18 protein-coding genes and 1 pseudogene are annotated in these 25570 nt (G+C 72.3%); 10 read left to right on the plus strand and 9 right to left on the minus strand.

From position 1 onward, the window contains the following. Positions 1 to 32 precede the first annotated feature (32 nt). Positions 33 to 1895, minus strand: coding sequence for an endoglycosylceramidase (locus tag OG595_RS03275; RefSeq protein WP_329267555.1), 1863 nt, complete (start codon positions 1893 to 1895; stop codon positions 33 to 35). Between the two features lie 113 nt (positions 1896 to 2008). On the opposite strand from OG595_RS03275, the gene OG595_RS03280 reads away from it, so the two are divergent. Further along, positions 2009 to 3163 carry an XdhC/CoxI family protein gene (locus OG595_RS03280; RefSeq protein WP_329267557.1) on the plus strand — a complete coding sequence of 385 codons (1155 nt, stop codon included), beginning with the start codon at positions 2009 to 2011 and terminating at the stop codon, positions 3161 to 3163. On the opposite strand, the gene OG595_RS03285 is transcribed toward OG595_RS03280, so the two are convergent. Continuing rightward, a complete protein-coding gene (locus OG595_RS03285; protein WP_329267559.1) occupies positions 3120 to 3629 on the minus strand; it encodes a metallophosphoesterase family protein in 510 nt (169 codons plus the stop codon). The genes OG595_RS03280 and OG595_RS03285 overlap by 44 nt on opposite strands. A gap of 206 nt (positions 3630 to 3835) precedes the next feature. On the opposite strand from OG595_RS03285, the gene OG595_RS03290 reads away from it, so the two are divergent. Next, positions 3836 to 5812 (plus strand): glycosyltransferase family 2 protein, encoded by a 1977-nt coding sequence (locus OG595_RS03290; protein WP_329267561.1) that lies wholly within the window; start codon positions 3836 to 3838, stop codon positions 5810 to 5812. 4 nt (positions 5813 to 5816) lie between these two features. Further along, positions 5817 to 6416: a dTDP-4-dehydrorhamnose 3,5-epimerase gene (gene rfbC, locus OG595_RS03295; protein ID WP_329267563.1), complete on the plus strand. Its 600-nt coding sequence runs from the start codon at positions 5817 to 5819 to the stop codon at positions 6414 to 6416. A 74-nt stretch (positions 6417 to 6490) separates the two neighbouring features. Here rfbC and OG595_RS03300 read toward each other — a convergent pair whose 3' ends face one another. The 5 genes from OG595_RS03300 to OG595_RS03320 all read right to left on the minus strand — a co-directional run bounded on the left by OG595_RS03300 (position 6491) and on the right by OG595_RS03320 (position 12769). Continuing rightward, positions 6491 to 7294: a class I SAM-dependent methyltransferase gene (locus OG595_RS03300; protein WP_329267565.1), complete on the minus strand. Its 804-nt coding sequence runs from the start codon at positions 7292 to 7294 to the stop codon at positions 6491 to 6493. Further along, the gene (rfbD, locus tag OG595_RS03305; RefSeq protein ID WP_329267566.1) at positions 7294 to 8166 is read right to left on the minus strand and encodes a dTDP-4-dehydrorhamnose reductase; all 873 of its coding nucleotides are present in this window, start codon (positions 8164 to 8166) and stop codon (positions 7294 to 7296) included. Before rfbD ends, OG595_RS03300 begins: the two co-directional genes overlap by 1 nt. Beyond that, positions 8163 to 9155, minus strand: a complete 993-nt coding sequence (gene rfbB, locus OG595_RS03310) for a dTDP-glucose 4,6-dehydratase (protein WP_329267568.1) — start codon at positions 9153 to 9155, stop codon at positions 8163 to 8165. The genes rfbD and rfbB overlap by 4 nt, the downstream gene beginning before the upstream one ends. Further along, positions 9152 to 10219 (minus strand): glucose-1-phosphate thymidylyltransferase, encoded by a 1068-nt coding sequence (locus OG595_RS03315; RefSeq protein ID WP_329267570.1) that lies wholly within the window; start codon positions 10217 to 10219, stop codon positions 9152 to 9154. The genes rfbB and OG595_RS03315 overlap by 4 nt, the downstream gene beginning before the upstream one ends. Before the next feature lie 81 nt (positions 10220 to 10300). Beyond that, positions 10301 to 12769 carry a SpoIIE family protein phosphatase gene (locus OG595_RS03320; RefSeq protein ID WP_329267572.1) on the minus strand — a complete coding sequence of 823 codons (2469 nt, stop codon included), beginning with the start codon at positions 12767 to 12769 and terminating at the stop codon, positions 10301 to 10303. A 163-nt stretch (positions 12770 to 12932) separates the two neighbouring features. Here OG595_RS03320 and lanKC point away from each other — a divergent pair, with 163 nt between their 5' ends. The 4 genes from lanKC (at position 12933) to OG595_RS03340 (ending at position 19606) form a co-directional block, all read left to right on the plus strand. Then, positions 12933 to 15575 (plus strand): class III lanthionine synthetase LanKC, encoded by a 2643-nt coding sequence (gene lanKC, locus OG595_RS03325; protein ID WP_329282609.1) that lies wholly within the window; start codon positions 12933 to 12935, stop codon positions 15573 to 15575. A gap of 61 nt (positions 15576 to 15636) precedes the next feature. Beyond that, positions 15637 to 15753, plus strand: coding sequence for a SapB/AmfS family lanthipeptide (locus OG595_RS03330; RefSeq protein ID WP_329267574.1), 117 nt, complete (start codon positions 15637 to 15639; stop codon positions 15751 to 15753). Positions 15754 to 15839: 86 nt separating this feature from the next. Then, positions 15840 to 17570 carry an ABC transporter ATP-binding protein gene (locus tag OG595_RS03335; RefSeq protein ID WP_329267576.1) on the plus strand — a complete coding sequence of 577 codons (1731 nt, stop codon included), beginning with the start codon at positions 15840 to 15842 and terminating at the stop codon, positions 17568 to 17570. Positions 17571 to 17710: 140 nt separating this feature from the next. After that, positions 17711 to 19606 carry an ABC transporter ATP-binding protein gene (locus tag OG595_RS03340; RefSeq protein ID WP_329267578.1) on the plus strand — a complete coding sequence of 632 codons (1896 nt, stop codon included), beginning with the start codon at positions 17711 to 17713 and terminating at the stop codon, positions 19604 to 19606. Here the strand turns inward: OG595_RS03340 and OG595_RS03345 are convergent. Beyond that, positions 19532 to 20200 (minus strand): annotated as a pseudogene (locus OG595_RS03345) (response regulator transcription factor); the annotation flags it as partial. The gene OG595_RS03340 and the pseudogene OG595_RS03345 overlap by 75 nt on opposite strands. A 101-nt stretch (positions 20201 to 20301) precedes the next feature. Between OG595_RS03345 and OG595_RS03350 the strand changes: the two are divergent. After that, positions 20302 to 22452 (plus strand): SpoIIE family protein phosphatase, encoded by a 2151-nt coding sequence (locus OG595_RS03350; protein WP_329267580.1) that lies wholly within the window; start codon positions 20302 to 20304, stop codon positions 22450 to 22452. Positions 22453 to 22754: 302 nt separating this feature from the next. Here the strand turns inward: OG595_RS03350 and OG595_RS03355 are convergent, their stop codons facing one another. Continuing rightward, positions 22755 to 24146: a S1 family peptidase gene (locus tag OG595_RS03355; RefSeq protein WP_329267583.1), complete on the minus strand. Its 1392-nt coding sequence runs from the start codon at positions 24144 to 24146 to the stop codon at positions 22755 to 22757. Between the two features lie 188 nt (positions 24147 to 24334). Here OG595_RS03355 and OG595_RS03360 point away from each other — a divergent pair, with 188 nt between their 5' ends. Together OG595_RS03360 and OG595_RS03365 are read left to right on the plus strand one after the other, a co-directional pair. Continuing rightward, on the plus strand, positions 24335 to 24748 hold the full coding sequence (locus OG595_RS03360; RefSeq protein WP_329267585.1) for a PaaI family thioesterase: 414 nt from the start codon (positions 24335 to 24337) through the stop codon (positions 24746 to 24748). Positions 24749 to 25252: 504 nt separating this feature from the next. Next, positions 25253 to 25471 carry a type A2 lantipeptide gene (locus OG595_RS03365; protein WP_329267588.1) on the plus strand — a complete coding sequence of 73 codons (219 nt, stop codon included), beginning with the start codon at positions 25253 to 25255 and terminating at the stop codon, positions 25469 to 25471. Positions 25472 to 25570: the final 99 nt, after the last annotated feature.

The raw sequence follows: 25570 nt of genomic DNA on the forward strand, positions 1-25570 counted from the left end.
TTTCCTTGGCCGGTCGACCGCCGGTTGACCGGCTAGCTGAACTCCTGCGCGGCCCACGAGGCCAGTTCGGACCGCGCGGCGCTCAGCAGGCTCGCCGAAGGAGCCGTCGCCCCGTTGGTCACCAGCGCGTAGTGCAGGACTCCCGAGTCCGGCGCGGTGAGCAACAGGCGGCGGCTTCCCGTGTTCCCGGGATCCGTGCCCGCCGCGATCGGGGTCGTACTGGTGTAGGCCGGCGGGCCGTAGACCGTGCCGAGGTCCGAGACGACCGTGGTGGTCGCCGTGGGGAAGGACGCCGGCAGATGGAGCTCGGTCGGCGCCGAGATGCCCTTCGACCGCCACACCAGCACGCTGTACTGCCCCGAGCCCACCAGCGTGGACACGTTCGGCAGTGAACTCGGCACCGGGTTCCAGGTGAGGGTCGTGGACCCGTCCCGGGAGCGGTCCTCGTAGGTGAAGGCGAGCGTCGTGCCCGCCGTGGCGCCCGGATAGACGCGGTCCAGCATGCGGGCGTCCTGCCGCAGGACCGCCGTACCGGAGTCGTCGAGGCGTACCGCGGACAGGTCCTCGTCGTTCCAGGCGTCACCGGTGGTGAGCACCTTGTCGGGGTTGTCGTTCATCAGCTCGTTGTGGCGGCCGTTGTAGATGTCCCACTGCCACTGGCTGCCGGAGAGCACCGGGCCGGATCCGCTCGCATTGGCCCACCAACTCGCCCCCTTCACACGGGAGTCGAGCCCCTGGTACATCGCCTTGAGGACGGTCGGCGCCTTGTCGGAGACGTTGCCGTTCAGCGGGTGGCCGAACTCGCTGACGATCCCCGTCGTACCACCCGCGGCGGCCCGGTCGCGGATCGTACCCATGTCCGTGGCGTACTGGCCGTCCTCGGCCTTGCCCCACATGAAGATGCCGGAGATCGCCTTCTGGTCGTAGAAGTGGGTGTTGAAGACGTAGCGCGGGCCGATGGTCCCGGCGTCGAGCAGTCCGCCCTCCTGCTTCTGGAAGTCGATGTTGGCGTTCCAGAAGAGGTTCGGCTCGACGAAGGCGGGCTTGTCCTGCCAGCCGGCCGTGTCCATCCGGGCCCGGAACTTGACGTAGAAGGGCCACAGGACGTCCTTCTCCCAGGCCCGGCTGGTCTGGCCCGAGTCGAGGGTCCCGAAGTGCGGCTCGTTGTAGGGGTCGAAGCCGACGACACCGGTGAACTGGGCACTGGTGAGGTTCTGCTTCAGATACGCCATCGTCTTCTGCGCGGTGTCGAGGAACGAGTCCTGGATTCCGTAGGTGTTGTGCCAGAAGTCGTAAGTCGCCTTCGTCACCGCCGCGTTGGAGGTGATGTTCTGTCCCCAGAAGGGGCAGATCCCGCAGTACTCGTCCGGGTAGTCACCGAGGTCGACGGCCCATTTGGGGGCGCCGTCGCCGGTGTACCAGCTGTCCGAGTCGAAGAGCCAGCGGGAGTAGAGGTCCTGGTGGAAGTCGGGATAGACGCGGATGCCCGCGTCCAGGAAGGCACCCATCTGAGCGGTGGCGGCGGCTAGATAGCTGCTGCTCACCGAGCCACGGACGGGCTCCGCGTACGCCCAGGAGAGCAGGAAGCGGACGCTGTTGCCGCCGCCGAGCGCTCGCAGGGCGGTCGCCGATTTCCTGGCGTCGGCGACCGAGGCGAAGGGCAGTCCGTTGTTCTCCTTGAGCTTCGTCTCGCCGGAGACGTTGTAGCCGCGGAGCACGACCTCGCGGCCCAGAGCGTCGGTGAACCGACCGTTCTGGACGGTGAGGGTGGTGGAGGTGGGAGAGTCGAACCAAAGGGTGTCGGCCCGAGCGGGCTGGGAGCCGACGGTGGTCAGGAAACCCGTGACCAGGACCAGTACGCCGAGCAGATGCACACGCAACTTCGACATGTGCATTACAGTCCCGCGCGCATCAGGAGCCGTCAATACCAACTGACTCCTGAGTAATCTTCAGCTTTTGACTCTCATGGGCGATCATCAAGTCACATGGGCGACAAAAGGAGCGAATCGTGCGCGACATTCTCCCGGTGCTCGGGCGCTGGTACGCGAACGGTGAGCCGTTCGGCCTCGCCACCGTCGTCTCCGTGAGCCGCAGCGCACCTCGTGACCCCGGGGCCGCGATGGCCGTGGGGCCCGGGGCCGAGGTCGTGGGCAGCGTGTCCGGGGGCTGCGTCGAGGGCGCGGTGTTCGAGCTGGCCCAGGAGGTCGTGGCGAGCGGGGAGGCACGGCTGGAGACCTTCGGCTACAGCGACGAGGACGCCTTCGCGGTGGGGCTGACGTGCGGCGGCGAGATCACCGTGCTGGTACGGCCCGTCTCCCCCGCCCTCGATCCCTCCTTCGCGTCGGTCGCGGAGTCGGTGACGTCGGGCCGGCCGGTGACCGTGGCGACCGTGACCGACGGTCCGGCGACGCGCGGCGCCACCCTCGCCGTCTGGCCCGACCGGGTGTCCGGCACCCTGGGCACGGCCTGCCTCGACGTGGCCGTCACCGCCGACGCGCGCGGTGAACTCGCCCTGGGGGCTACGGGGTTGCGGCACTACGGGCCCCACGGGGAGCGGCGCGAGGACGCCGTCACCGTGTTCCTGAACTCCTTCGCGCCCCCGCCCCGCATGCTCGTCTTCGGCGCCATCGACCACGCCGCCGCCGTGGCCCGGATCGGCGCCTTCCTCGGCTACCGGGTCACCGTGTGCGACGCCCGCCCGCTCTTCGCCACCCCGAAACGCTTCCCCGAGGGCGTGGAGGTGGTCGTCGACTGGCCGCACCGCTATCTGAGCGGCACGGACACCGACGAGCGCACGGTGATCTGCGTCCTGACCCACGACCCGAAGTTCGACGTGCCGCTCCTGCTGGAGGCGCTGCGCCGGCCCGCCGCGTACATCGGGGCGATGGGCAGCCGCCGCACCCACGACGACCGCCACAGGCGGCTGGCGGAGGCCGGCCTGACCGGGCCCGAGCTGTCCCGGCTGCGCTCCCCCATCGGGCTGGACCTGGGCGCCCGTACGCCCGAGGAGGTGGCGGTGTCGGTGGCCGCCGAGATCGTCGCCGTGGGGTGGGGCGGCAGCGGGGAGCCCCTGACCGCGACGGGCGGCGCCATCCATCCGGCCGGGGCCGGACAGCCGCTCAAGGGAGCCGGGGCGGCAGCCTGTGCAGATCCACGTCGGTGAGCTGCCCGCCGTCCGTCACCGTGGCCGTCAGGTAGGTGCAGTGCGGCTGTCGGCGCCGGTCCGTCGGCGAGCCGGGGTTCAGCAGCCGCAGGCCGGTGTCCGCGGTGCTGTCCCACGGGATGTGGCTGTGGCCGAACACCAGGACGTCCACACCGGGGAAGCGGGCGGCGCAGCGGGCCTCCCGGCCCTGGGCGGGGCCCGTCTCGTGGACGACCGCGAAGCGCAGGCCGCCCAGGTCGGCGTACGCCACCTCGGGGAGTCTGGCCCGCAGGTCGGGGCCGTCGTTGTTGCCGTACACGCCGACGAGGCGCCGGCAGCGGCTCTCCAGGAGATCGAGGGTGGCCGTGTCGACCCAGTCGCCGGCGTGGAACACGACGTCGGCGTGGGGGAGTTCCGCGAGGAGGGCCGCCGGCAGGTGCTTGGCGCGTTTGGGGAGGTGGGTGTCGGAGAGGAGCAGAAGGTGCACGAACCGGATCGTAGGCGCTTCACCGAAGGTGCTCTGGCGTCAGCCGTCCGCGGCGCCGTCGTGGCTGGTCGCGCGGTTCCCCGCTCGGCAACGGGGGCCCCGCGCCCCGACAGGTGTCCGGGGCCCGCGCGAGGTTAGTATCAGGCAGCCCGGACCGTGCCTTTGCGGAGACGGGGAGTAGAGCCAAAAAGGGGGCTTCCAGCCGCATGCCGGTCAAGGTCAGCGTCATCGTTCCGGTGTACAACCCGGGACCGTACATCGAGGACTGCGTCGCGTCGCTGCTGCGGCAGTCGCTGCCCGCCGACGAGTACGAAGTGATCTTCGTCGACGACGGTTCCACCGACGAGACCCCGGCCCTGCTGGACGCGCTCGCCGCCGAGGAACCGCGTGTCCGGGTCATCCACCAGGAGAACTCGGGCTGGTCGGGCAAGCCGCGCAACGTCGGCATCGAGGCCTCCCAGGGCGAGTTCGTGATGTTCGTCGACAACGACGACTACCTCGGCGACGAGGCCCTTGAGCGGATGTACGAGTACGGCGTGGCCAACGGCGCCGATGTGATCGTCGGCAAGATGGCCGGCAAGGGCCGCCCGGTGCCGGTCGAGCTGTTCCGGCACAACCACCCCAAGGCCAGTGTCGAGAACGCCCCGCTGATCGACAGCCTCACCCCGCACAAGATGCTCCGGCGCGCGTTCCTCGACCGTATCGGGCTGCGCTTCCCCGAGGGCAGGCGGCGCCTGGAGGACCATGTCTTCGTGACCGAGGCGTACCTGCGCGCGGACAACGTCTCCGTGCTCAGCGACTACGTCTGCTACTACCACGTCAAGCGCGACGACGCCTCGAACGCGGGATTCCAGCGCTTCGACCCGGTCGGCTACTTCCGCAACCTGCGCGAGGCCCTCGACGTCGTCGAGCGGTACACCGAGCCGGGCGTGGTGCGCGACCGGCTGTTCCGGCGCTGGCTGCGCAACGAGATGGTCGAGCGCATGCGTAGCAACCGTCTCCTGAAGCTGCCGGAGGACTACCGCAAGGAGATGTTCGACGAGATCCGCGGGGTCGTCGTCGAGCGCTTCGGCCCGGGTGTCGCCAACGGCATGCAGGAGGCGCAGCGGATCGTGGCGGCGCTGATCGCCGCCGACCGGCTGGACGACGTGGTGGCGTTCGCCGAGTGGGAGGCGTCGCTCGCCCCCACGGCAACCCCGCAGAGCGTGGAGTGGCAGGACGGCGTGCTGCACGTCGGTTTCACCGCCGAGTTCACCTCGCGCGGCAGGCCGATGACGTTCCCCGCCGAGGACGACGGCGACGGCGCCGACCTGGACGGCACGCCCACCGACGCCGACGACGCGATCGCGCGGGTGGGCGCGTCGACCGTGGCCCGGTTCGGCAGTGCGACGGCGGACTTCCTGGTGCGTGAGCGGGCGACGGCCGCCCAGTTCTTCCAGCCGGTCGAGCTGACCCGCGAGACCCTCCCGGCCGACGAGGACGGGCAGGTGCGGCTGGTGCTGCGCGGCACGGCCACCGTCGACCCCGGCACGGCTGCGGGCGGTGTGGCGCTCGGCGGCGGACTGTTCGACGTGTTCGTCCGGATCAAGCTGGGCGGCTGGACCCGTGAGTGCCGGCTCGGCCCGGTGAGGCTGGACCCCCGCCCGGTGCCGCCGGCCGGTGTGGTCGCCGGTCGCGTGGTCCTGCCGTACTGGACCGCGAAGCAGGCCACGCTGTCGCTGGACGTCGACCGCGCGGTCAAGGGCGTGGGTCTGGGCCGCCTGAAGCCGGACGATGTCACCGTCACGGGTGACCGTCTGCGCGTGGCGCTGCCCCTGCACGTGCCCGGTGAGACCAAGGCGCTGCTGCGGCTGGCCTCTCCGGCGTCCGCCGAGCCCGTGGAGGTGTCCGGCACACTGTCCGGCGCCTCCGACGGCTCAGGGGCGTTCGTCGAGGCGACACTGCCCGGCGGCGCGCTGACCGACGGCACGTGGAAGCCGTCGCTGTGCCTCGCCCCGGAGGCCGGCGAGCCGCGCTTCCTGGCGATGTCCGTCGGCCTCAGCGCAAAGGCCGGCCGTGTGCAGGTCGTGCGGCCCGCCAAGCCGGCCGGGCCGGGCACCGGGCAGCGGCTGGTCCGCAAGGCGCGGCGCACCCTCGGGAAGATCGCGCGCAAGGCCGGACTGCGACGCGGGAACGGAGCCTGACGGCATGCGAGCACTGGACATCGAAGGTGCCTGGGTACTGGAGCCGAAGATCTTCCCGGACGACCGGGGCGCCTTCCACGAGTGGTACCGGGGCGCGGAGTTCCGCGAGGCCACCGGCTACGACCTCTCCCTCGCCCAGGCGAACTGCTCGGTCTCGCGCCGGGGCGTCGTCCGCGGGGTGCACTTCTCGGACGTACCGCCGAGCCAGGCCAAGTACGTGACCTGTGTGCGCGGGGCGGTCCTGGACGTCGTGGTGGACATCCGGGTCGGCTCGCCCACCTATGGGCAGTGGGAGGCGGTCCGGCTCGACGACGAGACCCGGCACGCCGTGTTCCTCGCGGAAGGCCTCGGGCACGCCTTCATGGCGCTCACCGACGACGCCACCGTGGTGTACCTGTGCTCGACGGGGTACGCGCCGGGCCGTGAGCACGGGGTGCATCCGCTCGACCCGGAGCTGGGCATCGCCTGGCCCGAGGGCATCGAGCCGGTGCTGTCGGAGAAGGACGCCGAGGCGCCGACGCTGGCGGAGGCGGAGCGGGCCGGGCTGCTGCCGTCGTACGAGGAGTGCAGGGCCTACTACGCGGAACTGCGCGGCAAGCGGTAACTCCCCCACAGAAACGACCTGCGGCCCCGGCAGCTGATCAGCTGCCGGGGCCGCAGGTTCCGCTCAGTCCGGCGTCAGCGGCTGGTGCTCAGCGGCGCCAGGCTGCGGCGCAGTTGCTCCAGGCCCTTGCCGCGCTTGGTGCCGCGGTTGCGGGACCTGACGAGGGGTGCCCAGAAGGCGGCCTCGACCAGGGTCTCCGGCTTGATCGCGGGCGTCCGCTCCAGGACGCTCTCGGGCACCTTCTGCGGGTCCGGGACCTCGAACTCCGCGATGATCTCGTCGTACTTGTCCTTCAGCACCGTGTTGTCCGGGTCGGCGCCGAAGACGATGAGCTGTCCGGTGGGCGCCGTGTCGACGAGGACCGTGACCAGGTCGGGGCGGTACCGGGCGAGGATCTCGATCAGCTTGTAGACGTCACCGGTCCAGGCGTTGGTGTGCCGGTCGCGGGCGGCCTCGTCGATGCTGCGCGGCAGCATGTCGTCGAGGACGATGACGCTGGCCCAGTCCGAGTGCTTCTCGACGTTGATGAAGTCGCGCAACGCGTACTCGAACAGGTGCATGCCGTCGATGAACGACAGGTCGAGCGTGGTGCGCTGCCAGTAGCCGAACGGGCTGCGGTTGCGGGCCAGGTTGCGCAGCGGGTGCCGGCCGCCCTTGAGGTGGGCGAGGGGGTTCTCCCGGGCGAAGAAGTCGTCGCTGGTCGCCTTCGCGAGATGGACGTCGGCACGGATCTCCGAGACGACCTTGAAAGCGGGGTCGATCGCGATGCTCGGTACCCGGGACAGGGTCAGGCTTCGGCCGTCGTTGACGCCGATCTCCAGGTAGTTCCTGTTCGCGCTGACCTTGTGGAGCTCCCGGAGGAACTCATGACGTTTCACTAGGAAATCTCCTTGCGGATGTGAGGCAGTGCTTCGTGCAGGGCGGTACGCCAGTCACGGAGAGGTCCGAGACCGGCCTGCTGCCAACGGCCGTGGCCGAGGGCGCTGTACGCGGGTCGGGGTGCGGGCCGGGTGAAGGCCGCGCTGGTGGTGGGACGCACGCGGTCCGGGTCGGCGTCGATGAGGCGGAACACCTCGCGCGCCAGCTCGAACCAGGTGGTCTCGCCGGAGTTGGTGGCGTGCAGGATACCGCTCGTCCCGGGGCCGATCCGGGGCCCGAGATCGACGATCCGTTCGGCGACGTCGGCGCTCCAGGTGGGCTGGCCGCGTTGGTCGTAGACGACGTCGAGGGTGTCCCGGCGCGCCTCCAGGTCGATCATCGTACGCACGAAGTTGCCGCCGTGGGCGCCGTACAGCCAAGCCGTGCGCAGGACGGCGCTCGCGTCCGGGAGCACGGCCAGGACGGCCTGTTCGCCGGCGAGCTTGGTGCGGCCGTACGCCGTGCGCGGGGCCGGGGTGTGGTCCTCGGGGTAGGGGGTGTCCCGGGCCTCGCCGTCGAACACGTAGTCGGTGGACACCTGGATGAGACGGGCGCCGTGCTCCGCGCAGACCTCGGCGAGCAGACGCGGTCCGACGCCGTTGATGCGGAGCGCCGTCTCCTCGTCCGTCTCGGCGTCGTCGACGGCGGTGTAGGCGGCGCAGTTGACGACCAGGTCGGGCCGGTGCTCGGCGAAGACGCGGCGCACGTCGTCGGGGTCGGTGATGTCCAGGGCGGCGTGGGCGAGGCCCACGACGTCCTCACCGCGCCGGAGGAGTTCCCCGACGGTGTCGCGGCCGAGCATGCCGGCGGCGCCGGTGACGAGCCACTTCATCCCTTGACCTGCTTCTCCGCGGCGCCGACGCGCTGCTTGAGGGGCTCCCACCAGGCGCGGTTGTCGCGGTACCAGGCGACGGTGGCGGCGAGTCCGGCGGCGAAGTCGTGGCGCGGGGTGTAGCCCAGCTCGTCGTGGAGCTTGCCCCAGTCGACGGAGTAGCGCAGGTCGTGGCCCTTGCGGTCCTCGACGTACTCCACGCTGTCCCAGTCGGCCCCGCAGGCCTCCAGGAGGAGTCCGGTGAGTTCCTTGTTGCTCAGTTCCGTGCCGCCGCCGATGTTGTAGACCTCGCCGGGCCGGCCGCCGGTGCGCACCAGGTCGACGCCCTGGCAGTGGTCGTCGACGTGCAGCCAGTCGCGGACGTTGAGGCCCTCGCCGTACAGCGGGACCTTCTTGCCGTCCAGCAGGTTGGTGACGAAGAGCGGGATGACCTTCTCGGGGAACTGGTGCGGCCCGTAGTTGTTGGAGCAGCGGGTGACACGGACGTCCAGGCCGTGGGTGCGGTGGTAGGCGAGGGCAAGCAGGTCCGAGGACGCCTTCGACGCCGAGTAGGGCGAGTTGGGGGCCAGCGGGTGGTCCTCGGGCCAGGAGCCGGACTCGATCGAGCCGTACACCTCGTCGGTGGAGACGTGCACGAAGGGGCCGACGCCGTAGCGCAGGGCCGCGTCCAGCAGCACCTGGGTGCCGACGACGTTGGTGCGGACGAAGTCGGCGGCGCCGTCGATCGAGCGGTCCACGTGGGACTCGGCGGCGAAGTGGACGACCTGATCGGTCTCGGCCATCAGCTTGTCGACCAGTTCGGCGTCGCAGATGTCGCCCTGGACGAACTCCAGCCGGGGGTGCCCGACCGGCAGGTTCTCCAGGGTGCCCGCGTACGTGAGCTTGTCCAGCACGGTGATCCGGGGCGCGTCGGGGGCGTCGGACGCGAGGAGTGTGCGGACGTACGTGGAGCCGATGAATCCGGCGGCGCCGGTGACGAGGAGGTTCATGAGTGGATCTGCACCTTGCTGTGGTCTCCGAGGACGAGTCGGTGGGCGCTGGGAACACTGGGGGCCGGGGTCACCTCGACGTGCCTGCCGATGAGCGAGGACTCGATGCGGCCCACTCCGGCGATGGAGGAGTCGCGCAGCACGATGGAGAACTCCAGCTCGCTGTCGGTGATCCGGCAGTTCTCCGCGACGGAGGTGAAGGGCCCGACGTAGGAGTCGCTGACGACGGTTCCGGCGCCGATGACGACAGGGCCGACGATGCGGGAGCGGCTGATGCTCGCGCCCTCCTCGATCACCACCCGCCCTATGGTCTCGGAGGCGTCGTCCACGTCGCCGTCGATCCGCCGCTCCAGGCCCTCCAGGACCATGCGGTTGACCTCCAGCATGTCGGTGACGTTCCCCGTGTCCTTCCAGTAGCCCTTGATGAGCGTGGATCGTACGTCGGACCGGGCGTCGATGAGGTACTGGATGGCGTGGGTGATCTCCAACTCCCCGCGCCCGGAAGGGCGGATGGCGCGTACGGCGTCGTGGATCGCCGGGGTGAAGAGGTACACGCCGACGAGCGCGAGGTCGCTCTTGGGGTGCTCGGGCTTCTCCTCCAGGCCGATCACCTGGCCGTCCGCGTCGAGTTCGGCGACGCCGAAGGAGCGCGGGTCGGGCACCTGGGTGAGCAGGATCTGGGCGTCGGGCCGCAGGCGGCGGAACTCGTCGACGAGGTCGCTGATGCCGCCGATGATGAAGTTGTCGCCGAGGTACATGACGAAGTCGTCGTCACCGAGGAAGTCCCGGGCGATCAGCACCGCGTGGGCCAGGCCCAGGGGGCGTTCCTGTGGGATGTAGGTGACCTTCAGGCCGAACCTCGATCCGTCGCCGACCGCTTCCTCGATCTCGGCCGAGGTGTCGCCGACGATCATGCCGACCTCGGTGATGCCCGCGTCGGCGAGGGATTCCAGGCCGTAGAACAGCACGGCCTTGTTGGCCACGGGTACGAGCTGCTTCGCCGAGGTATGGGTGATCGGCCGAAGCCGCGTGCCGGCGCCGCCGGAGAGCACGAGAGCCTTCATCCGTTCACCCTAGCCGCGATTCCCCACGACGTAATATCCGGTGCCGCAGCGTGACCGGTGCGGGAGTCCGTCCGCGGCCCCTCAGAGCTCCAGCGCGAGCTCGCTCCACACCTGTTTGCCGCCGCTGACCGGGACGGTTCCCCAGCCGGCCGACATGGCTTCGACCAGGAGCATGCCCCGGCCGCCGGTGGCCTCCCAGCCCAGGTTCGTCGGTCTGATGGGTGTACGGGGCGAGTTGTCCGCGACGGCGACGCGCAGCCGGCCGTTGAAGAGGGTGAGGTCGAGACGGACCTGCCCGTCGGTGTGCACGAGGGCGTTGGTGACCAGCTCGGAGACGACGAGGAGGATCGTGTCCATGTTCTCCTGGACACCGGGTTCCCCCGCCACACCCCAGGTGCGCAGGGTGCGCCGGGTGAAGCGGCGGGCGTGCCGGACCGCCTCGGGCACCCGCCACACCGTCCAGCTCTCCCGCAGCGGGCGCCGTTCCATGCCGTCGTAGCGCAGCAGGAGCAGGGCCACGTCGTCGTTGCGGTTGGCGCCCGCGAGGAGGGCGTCGGCGACCAGGCCGAGGTGGGCGGGGTCGGCGGCCGCGAGGTCGGCGGCGAGGCCGTCGAGGCCGTCCTCGATGTCGGTCTGGGCGGACTCGACGAGGCCGTCGGTCGTGAGGGCGATCAGGGTGCCGGGCTGGAGGCGGAGCATGCTCATCGGGTAGTCGGCCCGGGCCAGCACTCCGAGCGGCGGGCCGACATCGGACTCGGTGATCTCGGTGGTGCCGTCGGGGTTGCGGACGACGGGGGGAAGGTGGCCGGCGCGGACGTACCAGGCGGTGCCCTCCTCCATGTCGACCTCGACGTAGCAGCAGGTGGCGAAGAGGTCGGTCTCCATGTCGACGAGGAGGCGGTTGGCGTGGGAGACGACGACGTCCGGCGGGTGGCCCTCGACGGCGTACGCGCGCAGGGCGGTGCGCATCTGGCCCATGAGGGTGGCGGCGCCCGCGTTGTGGCCCTGGACGTCGCCGATGACGAGGCCGACATGGTTGTCGGGGAGCGGGATCACGTCGTACCAGTCACCGCCGACCTCCAGGCCCTCGGTGGTCGGGAGGTAGCGGGCCTCGGCGACCCCGCCGGGCAGTCTGGGCAGGCGGCGGGGCAGCAGGGAGCGCTGGAGCATGCCGACGAGTTCGTGCTCGGCGTCGAAGGCGTGGGCGCGGGTCAGCGCCTGTCCGGCGAGGCCGGCGGCGGCGGTGAGCAGAGCGCGTTCGTCGGTGCCGAACTCGTGCGGGCTGTCCCACCCGATCAGGCAGATGCCGGCCATCCGCCCTCCGGCGGGCAGCGGCAGCACGGCGAGGCCGCCGGGGCCCACGCCGTCGAGCGCGGGCTCCAGTTCGGTACCGGCGGGCCAGATGGCGGCCCTGCCCTCGCGCAGGGCGGCGGCCAGCGTCGGCATGGAGCGGACGGGCGACTCGGGCCACTCGGAGCGCCACTCCAGCCGCCACAGCTCGGGCCAGGACTCGGGTTCGGGCGGGTCGAGGACGGTGACGACGAGCCGTTCGTTGTCCAGTTCGGCGAGGGCGATCCGGTCGGCCCGCAGCGGTTCGCGCAGGGCGGTGACGACGGCCCGGCTGACGTCACGGACGGTCCCGGCGGTGGCGAGGGCGGCGGCGAGGCGCTGGACGCGGGCCACGTCGGTGACACCGGAGCGCAGGGTGGAGGCGTCGCCGACCGTGCCCACGAGCCGGGCGGCCCGGCCCTCCCCGGCGGTCACGAGCCGCCCGCGCAGCCGCAGCCATCTCGGCGGGCCGGCGGGCTGGAGGACCCGGAACTCCAGTTCGCGGTCGCCGATGGACATGTGGTCGGCCTCGACGACGGACATCAGGGAGGGCAGGTCCTCGGGCACGGTCAGGCCGAGCAGGGTCTCGACCTTGCCGTCGAAGTCCGTCCGGTCGAGCGCGAACAGTTCGAGGAGTTCGTCGCCGACCTCGACGCGCCCGCTGTCCATGGCCAGGCTGAACGCGCCGGCCGACAGTTCACCGGGGTCACCGGCGGCGGGCGGGGCGGGCCAGGCGACGGCTTCGGCGAGCAGTCCCAGGCAGTCCCGGGCGCCGTCGTCGAAGCCGCCGGGGCTCTCCGTCACGACGAGCAGACAGCCGCCGTCACCGACCGCCGCGCCGGCACGGACGGGCAGGGCCGCCAGGTGGACGGCACCGGCCGGCATCCGCCGGGACTCGGCGCACTCGGCGAGTTCGGCGGGGCCGAGCCAGACCGGCCGTCCGGTGCGGTGGGCGTCCGCGGCGGGCGAGTGGGCGGCCACGGGGTAGCTGTCGCGCAGGCCGTACAGCGTCCTCGGCACTCCGGCCGACTCGACGAGACACAGGACGTCACCGGTGTCGCCCGGGGTGTAGACGGCGGCGACGCTCGCGCCCGCGAAGACGAGCGCCTGTTCGAGGACCCGGCGGAGGCGCTCTGGTGGGTCGAGTTCGACGGTGAGCGACTTCAGGGCGAGCTCGGCACGCGCCGTTCTCGTTCCGCGTCCCTCCTCCTCACTGACCACGTCGTCATTACAGCGCGTATGGGGCGCAGGCGCAGCCCCTGACGCTCCCGGTGTTCGGCCCGGCCGCACCTGTGCGTTCCGCACAGTGGTCTCGTGACAGCCGTGACTGTCGGGACCCGTGCACGGACTGGAAGGCTCGGTGCAAGCCATCGAGGAGGTGGGCATGGACCAGCGGTACGAGGTGTACGCACTCGCCGACCAGCACTTCTACGAGACGCCCGACCGGCTGTCCGCGGCCGGCGGGGCCACACCCCTGTTCGAGACGGCCGGCCGTGCGGTGCCTGAGGGCTGGCGGGCGGGGCGGATCGGCGACTGGCTGGCACTGACGCCGCTCGGTCCGGACGGCGACCCGCTGCCCGGACCCGCCCAGGGCTGGAAGGTGCACGCTTCGGCCACCCGGGCGAACGCGGAGCGGATCGCCGCGGCGGTGTGGGACTACTGCGTGCCGCGCGGCATCCCGTTCAAGTTCCTGCCGGGCCCCCAGCTGCTGCACCTGCGGAACACCAAGTACGCGGGCCGCGACGGCAGCGGGAAGTTCGTGACGGTCTACCCGGCCGACGAGGATCTCCTGCACCGGGTGCTGACCGAGCTGGGCGCGCTGCTGGAGGGCTGCGAGGGCCCGTACATCCTCACCGATCTGCGCTGGCACGACGGTCCGCTGTACGTCCGATACGGGGCGTTCGCCCGCTCCTTCGTCGTCGACGAGCGCGGTTCGCTCGTGCCGGCGGTCCGGGACGGCGAAGGCCGGCTGGTGCCGGACCGGCGCGCGCCCTCCTTCCAGGTCCCGGAGTGGGTGCGGCTGCCCCGGTTCCTGGAGGCGCAGCTGGCGGCCCGCAACGCGACGACGGTGAGCGACCTGCCCTACCGCATCGAGAAGGCCCTGCACTTCTCCAACGGCGGCGGTGTGTACGTCGGCACCGACACGCGCGACGGGCGCCGGGTCGTCCTGAAGGAGGGGCGTCCGCACGCGGGTCTGGCGGCGGACGGCGCGGACGCGGTCACCCGGCTGGAGCGCGAGCGGGCGGCGCTGGAACGGGTGTCGGGGCTCGGGACGGTGCCCGAGGTGCGTGACTGGTTCACGCTCGGGGAGCACCGCTTCCTCGTCATGGACTTCATCGAGGGGCGTCCGCTCAACGCGTTCTTCGCCGAGCGCCACCCGCTCCTCACCCACGACCCGGATCCGGAGGCGGTGGCCGCCTACACGCGGTGGGCGCTGCGTATCCACCGCGCGGTCGAGGAGACCGTGGAGGCGGTGCACGCGCGCGGGATCGTCTTCAACGACCTGCACATCTTCAACATCATGGTCGCGCCCGACGAGGAGTCGGTGTCCCTGGTCGACTTCGAGGCGGCGGCGCCGACCGAGGAGCGGGGCCGTCAGGTCGTCGCCCACCCCGGGTTCTTCGCCCCGCCCGACCGCCGGGGAACCGATGTCGACCGGTACGCGCTGGCGTGTCTGCGGCTCGCGCTCTTCATGCCCCTGACCACGCTGTTCGTGGTGGACCGCGGCAAGGCGGCCCACCTGGCCGAGGTGATCGCCGGCCAGTTCCCGGACGTACCGGCCGGGTTCCTGGCCGAGGCGGTCGCCGAGATCACCCGTGACGTGTCCGCGCCGGGAGCCGGCCGCCCCGCGCCCGTGCCGCCGGCGGTTCCCGTCGAACCCGGCGACTGGCCGTACAGCCGCGACTCGATGGTCAAGGCCGTCCTCGCCTCCGCCACCCCCGAACGCGACGACCGGCTCTTCCCCGGCGACATCACCCAGTTCTCCGACGGCGGCGGACTCGGAGTCGCGCACGGCGCGGCCGGGGTGCTGTACGCGCTGTCCCAGGCGGGCGCCGAGCGGTACGAGGAGGGCGAGCGCTGGCTGCTGGCACACACCGACCCCGTGCCGGTGGGCACGCCGCTGGGGCTGTACGACGGTCTCGCGGGCGTCGCCCATGTCCTCGACCTGCTCGGGCACCGCCCGCGCGCGCTGGACCTGATCGACATCGTGCTCCGGGAGAAGTGGCACAAGCTCTCCTCGGACCTGCGTGGCGGCCTCGCCGGGCTGGGCCTGGTCCTCGGCTCGCTGGCGCGCACCACCGGGGAGCGGGAGTTCGCCGAGCGGGCCCAGGACGTCACGGACATCCTGGTGAGCCGTCTGGACGAGCCGCTCCCCGACCCGCAAAAGCGCCGCGCCGGTCTGCTGCGGGGTGCGAGCGGGCCCGCGCTGCTGTTCCTCCGGCAGTACGAGGCGACGGGTGACCCCGCGCTGCTCGACGCGGCCGGCACGGCGCTGCGCCGCGACCTGGACCGCTGTGTCGTCCAGCGGGGCGGCGGTCTCGAGGTCGACGAGGGATGGCGGACCATGCCGTACCTCGCGGAGGGCAGCGTGGGGATCGGCCTGGTCCTCGACGACTACCTGGCGCTGGACGCGGCCGAGGGTCGCTCCCCGGCCCGTTCCGACCGGCGCGAGGGCTTCGAGCAGGCCCGGAACCGGATCCTGACCGCCGCCGCCTCCCGCTTCTACGCGCAGCCCGGCCTGTTCCAGGGCAGGGCCGGCATGATCCTGCACCTCGCCCGCACCGGCGCCCCCGAGGCACGGCAGCGGGAACAGGTCGCGGGGCTCGGCTGGTACGCGATGTCGTACCAGGGCCAACTGGCCTTCCCCGGGCACCAGATGATGCGGCTCTCCATGGACCTGGGCACCGGCACGGCGGGCTGTCTGCTCGCGCTCGGCGCGGCCCTCGACGGGACGGCCCCCGCCGCTCTGCCCTTCCTGCCGCCACTACGGCGGCACCAGAACGCGGCTCCGCGCAAGGAGTCGTGACGCGACACCCGTCCCCACAGGAAGTACCCGGGACCCACCGGGAACGACGAAAGGAATCGACATGGCACTGCTCGACCTTCAGACGATGGAGTCCGACGAGACCGCCGCCACGGGCGCCAACAGCACGCTCAGCCTGCTGTCCTGCGTCAGCGCGGCCAGCGTCACCCTCTGTCTCTGAGCACTTCCGCAAGGACGCCGGGCGGTCACTCCCATTCGTGGGACGGCCGCCCGGCGGTCCGTCAGCCCCCGTCGGAGGGTCCCCCGATGACGACAACCACCGCCCACGGCCGGCGGACCCCGGCCGCGGACACCGCCTCACCGCTGCGTGCGGCCGTGCGCCGCACCGGGGCGAGCTGTGCGGTCCTCTTCCTGGTCGCCACGGCCTCGACGGGTCTGAGCCTGGCCCTGCCCCTGACCCTGGGGCGGGCCCTCGACGTGCTGCTGACGCATCCGGACGGCACCGGCGCCGCGCGCTGGGTCCTGTGGTGCACCGGAATCGTCGTACTGCTCGCCGTTCTCGACGCCGTCGAGACCGTGCTGAGCGGGACCACGAGCGCCCGCGCCACGGCGTGGCTGCGGCACCGGCTGACCGGGCATCTGCTCGCCGTGGGACCACGGGCCGGGGAACGCTTCGGGTCCGGTGACCTGGTGGCCCGGCTGGTCGGCAACGCCGCCCAGGCAGGGACCGCGCCCGCCTCCCTCGCCGCGTTGCTGGCCGCGGTCGCCGGACCGGTCGGAGCGGTGGCGGCGCTCGGCCTGCTCGACCCCTGGCTGGCGGCGGTGTTCCTCGCCGGGGCGCCCCTGCTGGCCCTGCTGCTGCGGACCTTCGCCCAGGACACGTCACGGTGTGTGGCCGACTACCAGCGGGCCCAGGGGCGGATCGCGAGCGGGCTCGCGGAGGCGATCGGCGGATCCCGCACCATCGCCGCCTGCGGCACGGCGGACCGTGAGGTGGCCCGGGTCCTGCGGCCCCTGCCCGGCCTCACCCGCGCGGGCCACCGGATGTGGCACGTGCAGGGCCGAGCGGCGGCCCGGGCGGTCGCCCTCGCCCCGTTGCTTCAGCTGGGGGTCGTGGCCGTGGCGGGTGTCCTGCTGGTCCGCGGCCGGCTGACGGTGGGCGAGATGCTCGCCGCCTCGCGGTACGCCGTCCTGGCGGCCGGGGCAGGCGTCCTGGTCGGGCAGCTGTCGGGGCTGGTCCGGGCCCGCGCGTCGGCCCGCCGCCTCGGCGAGGTACTGGCCGAGCCGGTGACGCCGTACGGGCACCGCCGGCTGCCTCCGGGGCAGGGCCGCCTGGAGCTGCGCGGGGTCACCGCCCGCCGCGGCGGCCGTACGCTCCTGGACGGGGTCGACCTGGTCGTGCCCGGAGGCAGCACACTCGCCGTGGTCGGCCGCTCCGGCGCGGGCAAGTCCCTCCTGGCGGCACTCGCCGGACGCCTGGCCGATCCCGACGGCGGAACCGTGCTCCTCGACGGCGTGCCGCTGCCCGAGCTGGACCACGACGAGCTGCGCGGCGCGATCGGCTGCGCCTTCGAACGCCCCGCGCTGCTGGGCGGCACCGTCGCGGACACGATCGGCCTCGGCGTCCGGGCGGCGCCGCCCGACCGGATCAGGGCCGGTGCCGCCGCCGCCCGCGCCGACACGTTCGTACGCCGGCTGCCCGACGGGTACGCCACCCCCTGCCGGGACGCGCCCCTGTCCGGAGGGGAGCGGCAGCGGCTCGGCCTGGCCCGGGTGCTGGCCCGCGACAGCAGGCTGCTCGTCCTCGACGACGCGCTGTCGAGCCTCGACACGGTCACCGAACACCAGGTCGTCGACGCCCTGCTGCACCACTCCCCCGGCGGCACCCGGGTGATCGTCGCCCACCGGGTCTCCACGGCGGCCCGCGCGGACACGGTGGCCTGGCTGGACGGGGGGCGGGTGCGGGCGCTGGGGACACATCCGCAGCTGTGGCGCGAGAAGGCCTACCGGGAGGTGTTCGCGGATGCGGAAGGCTGAACGCGCCCGACAGCTACCGGCCGGAAGCTCCGGCCTCCGCGCGCGGACTGCGCGTCCCGCGGAGACGGCGGCACACGGCCACCCGCCCCGGACACGTCCACAGCCTTGGCGCGAGAAGGCCTGCCGGAGGGGGTTCACGGATGCGGAAGGCTGAACGCGCCCGACGGCCGCCGGCCGGAAGGTACGGCTTACGCTCTCGTGGACTGCGGTTTCTGCGGCAGCAGCGGCGGGTCGTGGCGCGGCTCGTGCTGTGGTCGCTTCTGGAGACGGCGCAGACCTTCCTCATGGGGTATGCCCTCGCCCGCGCCCTCGACGAGGGGTTCCTGCGCGGCCGGACGGGCACCGGACTCGGGTGGCTCGGGGTCGCCGCGCTCGCGGTGGCCGTCGGGGCGTACGGCACGGGGCGGGTGTACGGGGCGGTCGCCGCGCTCGTCGAACCGTTGCGGGACCGGCTCGTGCAGCGGGTGGTGGCGCGCGGGGTGCGGGAGGCGGAGGGCGGGTCGCTCTCCGCGCTGACCCAGCAGGTGGAGATCGCCCGGGACACCTTCGCGGGCGTGGTGATGGTCTCCCGTTCCTTCGTCTTCACGGCCGCCGGAGCGCTGATCGGGCTGGGCTCGCTGGCACCGCCGCTGCTGCTGGTGGTCGTGCCCCCGCTGGTCGTCGGCGTGGGTCTGTTCGCGGCGAGCATGCGCCCGCTGGCCCACCGCCAGGAGGTGTTCCTCGTCGCCGACGAACGCCTCGCCGACCGGCTCGGCGACATCTGCGCCGGACTGCGGGACGTGACCGCCGCGGGTGCGGAGGAACGGGTCGCGGCCGATGCCGGCGAACGGATCGCGGCCGAGCTGGGGGCCGCCCGCTCCCTGGCCCGCTGGGCAGTGCCGCGCGTGGCGTCGGTCGCCGTCGGCGGACAGCTCCCCGTCGTCCTGCTGCTGCTGACCGCGCCCTGGCTGCTGCGCAGCGGCGTCACACCCGGTGCGCTGGTCGGCGCGCTGGCCTATGTCACCCAGTCCCTGCTGCCCGCCCTGCAGAACCTGGTCCACGGCATGGGCGCGAGCGGTTCCCGGCTCGCGGTGGTACTGCGCCGCCTGGTGCCGGCCGGTCCGGTGGCGGTCGACGGCAGCGGTCCGCACCCCCGCCCCGCCCACACCCCCGCGGGGGCGCCCGCTCTCACTCTCTCCGGTCTCACCTTCGCCTACGGGCCCACCTGCGCGCCCGTCGTCGAGGGCCTCACCCTCAGCCTGCCCCCGGGCTCGCGGCTCGCCGTCGTCGGCCCCAGCGGCATCGGGAAGTCCACCCTCGTCTCCCTGGCCGCCGGACTCCTCGAACCCCAGTACGGCGCGATCCGGCTGTGCGGGCATCCGGTGCCCGGTGACACCGCGCACGCGCACCGGGTCGTCATTCCCCAGGAGGCGTACGTGTTCAGCGGGACGTTCGCCGAGAACCTCGGCTGTCTGCGGCCGGATCCCGTGCCTGAGGCCGAACTGCTGGCCGCCGCCGAGGCGGTCGGGCTCGCCCCGCTGCTCGCCCGGCACGGCGGCCCCGGGGGCCTGGTCGACCCGGCCGCGCTCTCGGCCGGCGAACGGCAGCTGATCGCGCTGACGCGGGCCTGGCTCTCGTACGCCTGCGTCGCGCTCCTCGACGAGGCGACCTGTCATCTGGACCCGGAGGCCGAGGAACGCGCCGAACGGGCCTTCGCCGCCCGGGCCGGCACCACCCTGGTCGTGGTCGCGCACCGGATCGCCTCGGCGCGCCGTGCGGACCGTGTCCTCGTCATGGACGGCCGGAGTTGCGCGTACGGGACACACGCCGAACTGCTGGAGTGCTCGTCCCTCTACCGTGACCTGGTGGGCAGCTGGTCGGCGACGGGGTCGGGGCCGTCACAGCCAGCCCTCGCCCTGCGAGATGCGGATGGCGTCGACGCGGTTGCGGGCTCCGGTCTTGCGGGTGATGGCCGCCATGTAGTTGCGCACGGTTCCGTGGGACAGGTGCAGGCTGCCGGCGATCTCCGCGACGGACGACCCCTCCGCGGCGAGTGACAGGACGCTCAGCTCTCGCGGGGTGAGCGGAATCTGCGTGGCCCTGAGGAAGCCGAAGCCGAGCGAGTCGTCGACGAAACGTTTCCCTGCCGCGACCTTCCGGATGGCGGACACCAGCCGCTCCGGCGCGCCCTCCCTGTCCTTGTCGACGTAGCCCAGGGCGCCCGCCTCGGCCGCCCGCTTCAGCAGGCCCGGCCTGGCGCCGCTGGCCAGCACCAGCAGCCGCGGGGCGGGCGCGCCCGCCCCGCGGCCCCGTAACTCGCCCAGCGGCGGTGAGCCGTAGGAGTCCAGGTTCTCCAGGTCGGCCGCGCAGACATCGGGCCGCAGCGATCGCACTCTGCCCGCGGCACTGTGCCAGGAGGTGTCGGACACCCCGAGATCGGGCTCCCTGCTCAGCCACTCCGCCAGGACGGATCTCACCAGACACGCGTCGTGCACCAGAAGCACTCCGATCACTGCCGCTCCTTCACTCGCCTCGGCTCGGTTCACCGCTGTCGCGTGTGCCCTCTTTTCGGCTCTCGCCTCTCGAGACGGCTCCGGGGCATGCAGAACTGGCCAACAGCGTGCGTGGGGCGCGCACCAGGGGCCCCGCACGCCGGTCCGGGGGTGTGCCGGAGCCCGCTCGCCGTGCGCGAAGGGCCGAGTGGACAGAGCCTTGAGTCGGAAGCACCGGGCCGGGCGAGGAGGTGGTCCCGATGGCCGATGGACGGGCCTCCGCGCGCGGACGGCCGGGGGCGGACGCCCGCTCGGCCTCGTTCGGGAAGCCGCTGCTGTCGCTGGCGCTCGCCGGGATGATGGAGGACGTCCGGGCCCTCGCGGGTGGGGTGTACCTGCTGGCTCCCGGCGGGTCGGTGCTGGAGATGGCCGTCATGGCGGGGCTCCCCCGGGCGTTCGCGGCGCCCTGGGAGCGGGTCGGGATCGGCTCGCCGGTCCCCGTCGCGGAGGCGGCCCGCGAGCGCCGGTTCATCTGGGTGGGCGGCGAGGAGGAGATGGCGCGGCGGTACCCGCGGGTCGCCGTCGTGCTGCCCTACCCCTTCGCGCTGGCCGCCGTCCCGGTGGCGACCGCCTCGACGGTGTACGGGGCGATCTTCCTGACCTGGCCCGGTTCGCATCCGCCGGGGCTGTCCGACCGGGAGCGCCGGCAGCTCAGCTCGGCCTGCGACCGGCTGGCGCTGCGTCTGGAGCGTGCCGCAGCCGAGCACCGTCCGCTGCGGCGCGAGGCGGATCTGCTGGCCATCTCGCCCGAGGCTCCGACGGCCGACCCTCTCGGCACGGTCGAGGCGGCGCGGATGGTGGCGCGGCTGCCGTACGGCCTGTGCTCGCTCGACCTGCACGGGCGGGTCGGTTTCGTCAACGCGGCCGGCGCGGACCTGCTGGGTGTCCCCGCGGGCGCTCTGCTGGGCAACCGGCTGTGGGTGTCGGTGCCCTGGCTCGACGATCCGGTGTACGAGGACCGCTACCGTGCCGCGCTGTTCAGCCTGCACGTCACCTCGTTCGTGGCGCTGCGCCCGCCCGGCGACTGGCTGTCGTTCCGGCTGTATCCGAGCGCGACCGGGCTGAGCGTCCGGATCACCCGGGCGCGGGCGGTGGCCGAACTGGACCGGGCCGGCCGGCGACCGGGCGGGCCGTCCAGTCTGGTCACGATCTCCCAGGTGCTGTCCCTGGCCGGGGCACTCACCGAGGCGGCGGGCGTCCAGGACGTCATCCAGCTGGTCGCGGACGAGATCATGCCGGCCGTGGGCTGCCAGACCCTGGTGATGCTGGGCTCCCGGGGCGGGCGCATGCACGTGGTGGGGCATCGCGGCTTCGCCGACCCCCGGCTGGTGGAGCGGTTCGACGGGCTGCCGCTGACGGAGCAGACTCCGGGCATCCAGGTGCTCACCACCGGAGTGCCCGCCTTCTTCGAGTCCCGGGGGCAGCTGGAGCGGCTGTATCCGGCGGTGGGAGAGGTGCCCGGCCCGATGGCGGCCTGGGCGTATCTCCCGCTGATCGCGTCCGGGCGTCCGGTGGGCACCTGTGTGCTGGGCTACGGCGAACGGCACCCGTTCCCCGCCGACGAGCGCGCCGTCCTCACCAGTCTCGGCGGCCTGATCGCCCAGGCTCTGGAACGGGCCCTGCTGTACGACGCCAAGCACCGGGTCGCGCACGGCCTCCAGGCCGCCCTGCTGCCGAGTTCCCTGCCGTCGCTGCCCGGCTTCGAGGCCGCCGCGCGCTATCTGCCCGCCACCCAGGGCATGGACATCGGCGGCGACTTCTACGACCTGGTGTGCTCGCACGGGCGGGCCTCCGCGGTGATCGGCGACGTCCAGGGGCACAACGTGACGGCGGCCGGCCTGATGGGCCAGCTCCGTACGGCCGTACGGGCGTACACGACCGTCGGCCAGGCGCCGGAGGAGGTCATGCGCAGCACCAACCGGCTGCTCATCGACCTCGGCACCGAGTTGTTCGCGAGCTGTCTGTATCTTCGGCTCGATCCGGGCACCGGCCGGGCCGTGATGGCCCGCGCGGGGCATCCGCAGCCGCTGCTGAGGCACCCGGACGGGCAGGTGCGGGTGCTCGACCTGGCCGGGGGTCCCCTGCTGGGGATCGACGCCTCGGCCACGTACCCGACGACCGAGGTCGACCTGCTGCCGGGCTGTGTCCTCGCCCTGTACACCGACGGGCTGATCGAGTCCCCGGGCGTCGACATCGACGAGACGCTGGCCGCGCTCGGCCGGCGGCTCGCGGAGACCGGGGACCGGCCGCTGGACGAACTGGCCGACGGGCTCGTCGAGTTCGGCGCGGGGGTGACGGACCGGGTGGACGACATCGCGCTGCTTCTGCTGAGGGCGCGGGCGGAGAACTGACGGACGCCGACGCCGGACCCGGGACTCTCCTGTGCCGGTGGCCCAGGTCCTCCCGGCGGATCGCGCCGAGGACGCGCGGCCCGGCACGCGCACCTGCGCGCGCGGCCCGCGCCGCGGGACCGGACCGCGCCGGAGCCGACGGTCACCGAAGCGCACCCACGCCCGTACCGATCGGTCGCCACTGTCCTCAGGCCTGCTGTCCGCCGGACGGCCCCGCGCACGCGGAACGGTCCGGCCCTCCCGCCGGAGGGCCGGACCGTGTCAATGGCGGCCGGAACTACTGGTGTTGCTGGTGTTGCTGGTCAGTGGTTCTCGTTGTTCCCCAGGCCGGTGCCGTCGTCCGCGCCGTTGCCGGTCTGGTCGTCGACGCCGCCGAGCTCGTCGCCGCCGACCTCTTCGCCGAGTCCGGCCTCTTCGCCCGCACCGGCTTCCTCACCGGCACCGGCCTCCTCACCGGCGCCCGCTTCCTCGCCCGCGCCGACTTCTTCGCCCGCGCCGACCTCTTCACCGGCACCGGCTTCCTCACCGGCGCCCGCTTCCTCACCGGCACCGGCCTCCTCACCGGCGCCCGCACCCGCGTCGCCCGCGCCGAGGGTCGCGCCGACGGCCTCCAGGGCGGTGGTGACCGGCTGGAAGAAGGTCTCGCCGCCGACGGTGCAGTCGCCGCTGCCACCCGAGGTCAGACCGATCGCGCTGCCGTCCTGGGTGAACAGCGAGCCGCCGCTGTCACCGGGCTCCGCGCAGACGTTGGTCTGGATGAGGCCGGTGACCGTGCCCTCGGGGTAGTTCACGGTGGCGTCGAGGCCGGTGACCTCGCCGTCGTTGAGGCCCGTCGTGGAGCCCATGCGGAAGACCTGCTGGCCGACCGCGGCCTCGGCGGCCTGGAGGATGTCGACGGTCTGGCCGTTGCCGACGTCGACGGTGCTGGCCGCCACGGTCGCCGGGTCGTTGTACTTCACGAGTGCGAAGTCACCGTCGCCCGGGAAGGTGGCTGCCTCGACCGTGGCGATGGGTTCGCCGCCCTCCGCGTCCGACCACTCGGCCGCGGCCACACCGCAGTGACCGGCGGTCAGGAAGCCGGGCGTGCCGTCTCCGGTCACCACGTTGAAGCCGAGGGAGCACCGGGCGCCGCCGGCGAAGATGGCGTCGCCGCCCTCCACGAACGTCTTGAAGGTGCCCTCGGTCTTCTTGATGGTCGCCATGCCCGCGCCGAGGCTCTTGACGGTCGACTCGATCGTGTTCCAGTTGGCGCCCGTGACCGTGCTGTCGGCGGTGACCTGGATCTTGTTGGTGCGGGGGTCGAGGGCCCAGGCGGTGCCCGGGATGGTCGCCTCGGCCTTCAGCGTCTGCGCGCCGGCCTTCAGCTCGGCGATGCTGTTGTCGACCTCGCGGACAGCGGCGCCGGCCTTCTTGGCCTGGATGATGACGTTGTTGTCGCCTTCGACGACGTTGATGACCAGCTGCTGCTTGTCGGTGTCGTAGTAGGAGCCGGCGAAGGCGTCCCCCAGCAACTCCTGCAACTGCGAGGCCAGATCCGAGGCGTCCGTCGCCTTCAGGGTCTTCGGAGCCGCGCCGTCCGCAGCGTCGGTCTGGGACGCCATGGCGTTGGGCAGCAGCAGGGCTGCCGCTCCGAGCGCCGCGACACTGCCCACCGCTATCGCGGCCTTACGCTTCGGAACTCGCTTGTGACTCAACTTCTGACCTCCTGCGGGGCGGGGTCTTAGCCGCCGAACGTTTCTCGGCGACCGACTGGGGCGCCTGGATGGCTGTAGGTACGGACGGGTTGCTCGGGGCGTTCAAATTATTTGCCAACTCCCTTTGCGAAACAGCGAATCGGCCATTGCCCGGGCCTGACCAACGGCTGCCGGGAACAATCACCCATATGACGATGACGCCCGACGAAGCAGACAAGATCCTTTCCGCCAACTTCGCACCCTGGGTGCTCGATCTCGGCCTGTCGGTCGAGGAGCTGGACGACCACCGCGCGCTGCTGCGAATGCCCTGGTCGGCCCGGTTGGCACGGCAGGGCGGCGCGCTGTCGGGGCAGGCCCTGATGGCAGCCGCCGACACCTCGACCGTGATCGCCGTGTCGGCGGCGCGCGGGGCTTTCGTCCCCATGACGACGGTGCAGATGTCCACGACGTTTCAGCGCGCGGTGACCGGATCCGACGTCCTGATCGAGGCGGTCCTCACGAAGCTCGGCCGCCGAATGGCCTTCGCCGACATCTCGCTGACCGACGCGCAATCCGGTGAACTCGCGGCCCGCGCAAGCACGGTGTACGCCCTCCTGGACTGATTCAACACACAGGGTGTTCACAGAAAAGGACTTTCCGTAATCACCACATGACTTCGGGTCGGTCAAACCGGTGCGAATCACGGCTCCAGCGAATCTGCACATCGAATACCCAGTCAGGTCACCCCATGCGACGGTTCCGCACATCTCCTCGTCACACGCCACGCCTTTGGTACCGGACTGTCCGATTCCGCCTTGTACCGGTGACCGACGCCGCCGCCCGACCGCAAGGGCCGAGGTGCACCGATGCCGTGCGTCATGTGAAGAAGTCGCCGCCAAGGCGTGCGCGCACCCTCACGGTGTGAGGCCTGCGGGTCTCAAATGCCCTGGTGGGGCGGTTGGTTGATTGGAAGGGCGCTGTGCGGGCGTGCTTTGATCCATCGCATCGCAGGGGCCGCCGAGGTTCCGGAAACGAGCCTGGGTGGCCCTGCGGCCGCGGCCGTCGTCTGTCCCCCAGAGGGGGCCGCTCCCCCCTTGTGAAATCCCCATATGAAGGGAAGTTCCATCATGAACTCCACCCCCCAGGTTGAGACCGCCGAGCTGTCGGACGCCGCCCTCGACGCCGTCTCCGGCGGTCTGTCCCTGCACGCCGTCGGCACCGTCACGAACCTGGTGGACAGCGTTGCCCCCGGCGCGCTCCCGCTGGTCGGCTCGGTCACCGGCACGGTCGAGGGCCTCACCGGCCTGAACACCGGTGCGGTCACCGGCCTGGTCGCCGGTCTCTGACCGACGCCTTGCGCCGCTGAGTCCCGGAACCGTTTCCCGGTTCCGGGACTCTCGGGTGCCTGGGCGCTCCACCCGGCACACGGTTCGTCCGCCGCCGGT

It is taken from the genome of Streptomyces sp. NBC_01451, from assembly GCF_036227485.1.
GTDB lineage: Bacteria > Actinomycetota > Actinomycetes > Streptomycetales > Streptomycetaceae > Streptomyces.

Coding starts and splice junctions, on each gene's coding strand:
- OG595_RS03290 (WP_329267561.1), top strand. CDS start 3,836: ATGCCGGTCAAGGTCAGCGTCATCGTTCCGGTGTACAACCCGGGACCG.
- OG595_RS03335 (WP_329267576.1), top strand. CDS start 15,840: ATGACGACAACCACCGCCCACGGCCGGCGGACCCCGGCCGCGGACACC.
- rfbB (WP_329267568.1), bottom strand. CDS start 9,155: ATGAACCTCCTCGTCACCGGCGCCGCCGGATTCATCGGCTCCACGTAC.
- rfbC (WP_329267563.1), top strand. CDS start 5,817: ATGCGAGCACTGGACATCGAAGGTGCCTGGGTACTGGAGCCGAAGATC.
- OG595_RS03275 (WP_329267555.1), bottom strand. CDS start 1,895: ATGCACATGTCGAAGTTGCGTGTGCATCTGCTCGGCGTACTGGTCCTG.
- OG595_RS03340 (WP_329267578.1), top strand. CDS start 17,711: ATGCGGAAGGCTGAACGCGCCCGACGGCCGCCGGCCGGAAGGTACGGC.
- OG595_RS03350 (WP_329267580.1), top strand. CDS start 20,302: ATGGCCGATGGACGGGCCTCCGCGCGCGGACGGCCGGGGGCGGACGCC.
- rfbD (WP_329267566.1), bottom strand. CDS start 8,166: ATGAAGTGGCTCGTCACCGGCGCCGCCGGCATGCTCGGCCGCGACACC.
- OG595_RS03330 (WP_329267574.1), top strand. CDS start 15,637: ATGGCACTGCTCGACCTTCAGACGATGGAGTCCGACGAGACCGCCGCC.
- lanKC (WP_329282609.1), top strand. CDS start 12,933: ATGGACCAGCGGTACGAGGTGTACGCACTCGCCGACCAGCACTTCTAC.
- OG595_RS03360 (WP_329267585.1), top strand. CDS start 24,335: ATGACGATGACGCCCGACGAAGCAGACAAGATCCTTTCCGCCAACTTC.
- OG595_RS03315 (WP_329267570.1), bottom strand. CDS start 10,219: ATGAAGGCTCTCGTGCTCTCCGGCGGCGCCGGCACGCGGCTTCGGCCG.
- OG595_RS03365 (WP_329267588.1), top strand. CDS start 25,253: ATGAACTCCACCCCCCAGGTTGAGACCGCCGAGCTGTCGGACGCCGCC.